The following is a 4,558-nucleotide window of genomic DNA, read 5'->3' as shown; positions in this document are numbered from 1 at the left end:
ATATCGTGTTTTTGTTCATTGGACGTGTCCGGTTGTTTCGGGTTGGTTTGCGCGTCCGGGGTGGTTTGGTGGTTATGGTCGAACCTGGGCCCTTACTGCGGTTTGCGCGGGGCCTTGCCGGGCACCACCGTCCCTGCGGTCACCGCATCACTGCGCCAGATAACCGCCATCGATCGCGTAATAGGTGCCGGTCGCGAACGAGGCATCGTCGCTGGCCAGCCAGGCCACCAGCGCCGCCACTTCCTCGGCCTTGCCCAGGCGCTTCAAGGCGTGGCGGTCTTCCAGCGTGGCGCGCACCTTCGGATCCATCTTCTCCAGCAGCGGCGTGGCGATGAAGCCCGGCCCCACCGCGTTGACACGGATGCCATCGGCGGCGTGCTCCCACGCCGCGGTCTGCGTCAGGCCGACCACACCATGCTTGGCCGCCACGTACGCGGTCGAACCGGCATAGCCCACCTGGCCCAGGATCGAGGCCATGTTGATGATGCTCCCGCCCTTCCCGGCCGCGCGCATGGCCTGGATCTGCGCACGCTGGCACAGGAATACACTGGTCAGATTCACATCGACCACCCGCTTCCAGCCATCGACGGGATAGTCGCCGCTGCTCGCCGCCGGACCGCTGATGCCGGCGTTGTTGACCGCGACGTGCACGCCGCCCAGCTCCTTCACTGTGCGCTGCACCGCCGCCTCCACGGCAGCCTCATCCGTGACGTCCAGGGCGATGCCGATGGCGCGGCTGCCACGCCGGGCCAGCGCTTCCACGGTGGCGTCCACCGCGTCCTGCTTCAGGTCCCACACTGACACCGCAGCACCGGACGCTGCCAGCAGTTCGGCCACGGCCAGGCCGATGCCGGAAACGCCACCGGTCACGATCGCCGTCTTGCCGCCGAGCTGATAGTCGATCATCTGTGTTCTCCATCTATCGGGAATCGATGTGGACACGCGTCCACCCGCGACCCACGGTACGCCCCGCCGTGTTACGGCCGCGCCACTTCCAGGCGCTGCAACGAACCTTCCCATCGCTGCAACGCGTTCGACCGTATGCTCGACCTCACCCTCCCCTGCTGTGGAAACTCCAATGAATCCCGCTGACGCCCTGCTGTTCACGCCCACTCACCTGGGTGACATCGCTGCCGCGAACCGCATCGCCATGGCACCGCTGACGCGCAACCGCGCCCTGCCCGACCGCGTCCCTTCTCCGCTGGCGATCACCTATTACCGCCAACGTGCCAGTGCCGGCCTGATCATTGCAGAAGCCACCCAGATCAGCCCTCTGGGCCAGGGCTACCTTGATACGCCGGGTATCTACAGCGCCGAGCAGGTCGCTGCGTGGAAATCCATCACCGACGCGGTACACGCCGAAGGTGGCCGCATCGTGCTGCAGCTGTGGCATGTGGGTCGCATCTCCCACACCAGCCTGCTGCCGGAAGGCGAAGTGCCGGTGGCACCCAGCGCCCTCCGCGCCAACGGCAAGACCTTCACCGCCAATGGATTCGAGGATGTCTCCGCGCCGCGCGCATTGGCGCTGGAGGAGATCCCGCAACTCATCGAGGATTACCGCATCGCCGCGCGCAATGCCATTGCCGCAGGCTTCGATGGCGTCGAGGTACATGCAGCCAACGGCTACCTGATCGACCAGTTCCTGCGCGATGGCAGCAACCACCGGGACGATGCCTACGGTGGAAGCATCGAGAACCGTACGCGGCTGCTGTTCGAGGTGGTCAGCGCGGTCGCCGAAGCAATCGGCGCCGGCCGCACCGGCGTGCGCCTGTCACCGGTCACCCCGGTCAATGATGCCCATGACAGCAACCCGCAACCGCTGTTCAACCGTGCAGTGGAGCGCCTGGACACGATCGACGGACTGGCCTTCATCCATGTCATCGAAGGTGCAACCGGTGGCGATCGGGACAACATCCCATTCGACTACCCTGCGCTGCGCGCACGCTTCCGTGGCGCCTGGATCGCCAACAACGGATACGACGCTGAGCGTGCCGGGCAGGCCCTTGCCAGCGGCTATGCCGACATGATCGCGTTTGGTCGGCCCTTCATCGCCAACCCGGATCTGGTCGCGCGACTGCGCAGCGGTGCGCCGTTGGCCGAGCTCGACCCGGCCACGTTGTATGGCGGTGGCGAACACGGCTACATCGACTACCCGGCACTGGATGCCTGACGACAGGTGCAAGCCCGGTCCACCGCGACCGGGCATGGCCCGACGTTGCCCATGGAAGGTGGCGCCGGGCCACGCCCGGCGTTGCCCGCCCCGTTTCAGTACACCGGCAGATCGATGTAGCTGGCCTGCGCCGCGCTGTGCCAGACCCGCTGCGTGGCCTTCTGGTAGTCGCCCGGCTTGGCCAGGTAGATGTTCGGCACATAGGTCTGCGGGTTGCGGTCATACAGCGGGAACAGGCTCGACTGCACCTGCACCATGACCCGGTGCCCCTTCTGGAAGGTGTGGTTGGCGTTGGGCAGGTCGAAGCGGTAGGGCAGCACCTGGTTCGCCGCCAGCGGTTTCGGATCGCTGAAGCTTTCGCGGTAGCGGCCACGGAAGATCGCCAGTGACACCGGCAGCTCATAGCCGCCCATCTCCGGCGCCGAGGCCTCCTGGTCCGGATACACATCGATCAGCTTCACCACCCAGTCGCTGTCGGTGCCGCTGGTGGACGCCTGCAGGTGCACTACCGGCGCGCCGCCGATGCGCAGTGGCGCGGCCAGCGGTTCGGTGATGAAGGTCAGCACGTCAGGTCGGCCATCGACGAAGCGCTGATCCTTGACCAGCCAGGTCGTCCACATGTCGCGGTCACCGAAGCGCACCGGGCGCGGTACGAACGGCACCGGCTTGGCCGGGTCGGACACGTATTCCTCGAAGTCGCCCTCGCCCGCCGCCGGCGCCTGGAACGCCAGCTTGCCGCCGGCACGCAGATAAAGCGGTTTGCTGCTGGCGGCGCACCCCTGATCGCAGCTGCGCGGCCAGCCCTTCAGGCGATCCCAGTGGTTTTCACCGGTGTTGTAGATCAGCACCGGCGGTGTGTCCGCCTTCGGCGCGCCGTCCACCAGGTACTGGTCGAAGAACGGCTTGAGCACATCGCGGCGGAACTGCAGCGCGGTATCGCCGTCGAACTTCAGCGCGCCCAGTTCGCTGGCGCTGTAGTTCACCTGGCTGTGCCGCCATGGCCCCATCACCAGATAGTTGCGGTCGTTGCCGCTGTCGCGCCCTTCCATCGCCTGGTAGGCGTGGTTGGCACCCCACATGTCCTCCTGGTCCCACAGGCCCTGCAACCACAGGGTCGGCACCTTCAACGGCGTCTTGGCCATCACCGCATCCAGCGCCTGGCCCTGCCAGAAGGCGTCATACGCCGGGTGCTCGACCAGCTTCTTCCACCAGGTCAGCTGGTCCACGCCGGTGAAACGGGCGTAGTCGCCAGCCGAGCCGATGCGCAGGAAAGTGCTGTAGTCGTCATAGCCCAGGCTCGGCAGCGGCGTGCCCTTGCCGCGCTTCTCGGTCTGCATCGCGAAGTAGTTGAAGTTGACCTGGCGGAAGGCACCGTAGTTGAGCCAGTCGTCGCCCATCCAGCCATCGACCATCGGGCTCTGTGGTGCCGCCACCTTCAACGCCGGATGCGGATCGGTCAACGCCATCACCACGGTGAAACCTTCATAGGACGAGCCCAGCATGCCGACCTTGCCGTTGCTCTCGGGCACGTGCTTCACCAGCCAGTCGATGGTGTCCCAGGCGTCGGTGGAGTGATCCACCTTGGTGTTGTTCAACGGCCCGCGCAACGGCCGGGTCATCACGTAATCGCCTTCGGAGCCGTACTTGCCACGGATGTCCTGGAATACGCGGATGTAACCGCTGTCGACGAACACCTCGTCGCCCTGTGGCAGCAGGTCGCGCATGCGCGGCGAGTCACTGCGGTTGGCGCGGCCGGCAGCATCGTAGGGGGTGCGGGTCAGCAGGATCGGCGCGTTACGGGCGCCCTTGGGTACCACGATCACCGTATACAGCCTGGTGCCATCACGCATCGGCATCATCACCACGCGCTTGTCGTAGTCGCGCCCCACATCCGGGGCAACGAAAGGCTTGCCGCTGATGTCCGGGGTCATCGGCGGAGTATCGGCAGCCAGCACGCTGCTGGACAGGCAAAGGGCGATGGCTATTGCAACGGCACGCACACGCATGGACAACCCCTTCCGGCGGGAAAGTTCCAAGCCTACTCCTGCCCTGCCCTGTGAAGGGTGTGACGGCTTTGCATTCTGCGGCGGATGCGGGCAGGACTGATGGCACATGTGCCTATGCTGCCGCTGCGCTCGCCGGGCATGGCCCGGCGCTACCGTATTCCTCGGCCCATCGCTGCGCTCGCCGGGCATGGCCCGGTGCTACCGCATTCCTCTGCCCATCGTTGCGCCGCCGGGCATGGCCTGGCGCTACCGCTCGTGCGGGTCATGGGGTAGCGCCGGGCCATTCCCGGGGGGCGCGGAGGCAGGGCGCCACCACACACCGGCCCCGGGGGGGGGCGGGGGGGGACCGCGGGGGGCGACGGCGGGGGGCGGCCGCCCCAGG

Annotated in this window: 3 protein-coding genes; 1 reads left to right on the top strand and 2 read right to left on the bottom strand. The window is 66.7% G+C overall.

The features are described 5' to 3' along the window. Positions 1-147: 147 nt before the first annotated feature. On the bottom strand, positions 148-906 hold the full coding sequence (locus tag ACVOME_RS18565) for an SDR family NAD(P)-dependent oxidoreductase (protein ID WP_053517641.1): 759 nt from the start codon (positions 904-906) through the stop codon (positions 148-150). Between the two features lie 172 nt (positions 907-1,078). Here ACVOME_RS18565 and ACVOME_RS18560 point away from each other — a divergent pair, with 172 nt between their 5' ends. Further along, positions 1,079-2,170: an alkene reductase gene (locus tag ACVOME_RS18560; RefSeq protein ID WP_459062104.1), complete on the top strand. Its 1,092-nt coding sequence runs from the start codon at positions 1,079-1,081 to the stop codon at positions 2,168-2,170. A 95-nt stretch (positions 2,171-2,265) separates the two neighbouring features. On the opposite strand, the gene ACVOME_RS18555 is transcribed toward ACVOME_RS18560, so the two are convergent. After that, positions 2,266-4,176 (bottom strand): CocE/NonD family hydrolase, encoded by a 1,911-nt coding sequence (locus ACVOME_RS18555; protein WP_277380808.1) that lies wholly within the window; start codon positions 4,174-4,176, stop codon positions 2,266-2,268. Positions 4,177-4,558: the final 382 nt, after the last annotated feature.

The organism is Stenotrophomonas sp. STEN008 (assembly GCF_056760435.1).
Note: the sequence above shows the minus strand (reverse complement) of the source record. Positions and strands in the feature narration are given on the sequence as shown.

What these genes read in the sequence shown, in the direction of transcription:
- ACVOME_RS18565 (WP_053517641.1), bottom strand. Translation starts at nt 906, where the DNA reads ATGATCGACTATCAGCTCGGCGGCAAGACGGCGATCGTGACCGGTGGC.
- ACVOME_RS18560 (WP_459062104.1), top strand. Translation starts at nt 1,079, where the DNA reads ATGAATCCCGCTGACGCCCTGCTGTTCACGCCCACTCACCTGGGTGAC.
- ACVOME_RS18555 (WP_277380808.1), bottom strand. Translation starts at nt 4,176, where the DNA reads ATGCGTGTGCGTGCCGTTGCAATAGCCATCGCCCTTTGCCTGTCCAGC.